1 pseudogene is annotated in these 347 nt (G+C 46.4%); it reads left to right on the plus strand.

Annotated elements, in window-relative coordinates:
* Positions 1 to 36: 36 nt before the first annotated feature.
* Positions 37 to 347 (plus strand): annotated as a pseudogene (locus SB754_RS19515) (PBSX family phage terminase large subunit); the annotation flags it as partial.

The raw sequence follows: 347 nt of genomic DNA on the forward strand, positions 1-347 counted from the left end.
GCGTCTTTCAAGTGGAAACCTCTATCGACTAAACAATTGAAGGTACTGACATGGTGGCGCCCCGGCTCTCCTGTAAAGGATAGGGATGCCATTATTTGTGATGGATCTGTCCGTGCCGGTAAAACAATCGCAATGTCATTTTCCTTTGTTGCTTGGGCTATGGATACATTCGATGGCGAAAATCTTGGAATGTCCGGAAAGACAATCGGGGCGCTACGCAGGAACGTTTTACAGCCATTGAAACGCATACTCAAAGGTCGCGGATACAAATGCATGGACCACCAATCCGCAAACTATCTGACCATTACCTACAAAGGGAAAACGAACTATTTCTATCTGTTTGGCGG

It is taken from the genome of Leifsonia sp. SIMBA_070 (genome assembly GCF_046534635.1).
Lineage (GTDB): Bacteria > Actinomycetota > Actinomycetes > Actinomycetales > Microbacteriaceae > Leifsonia.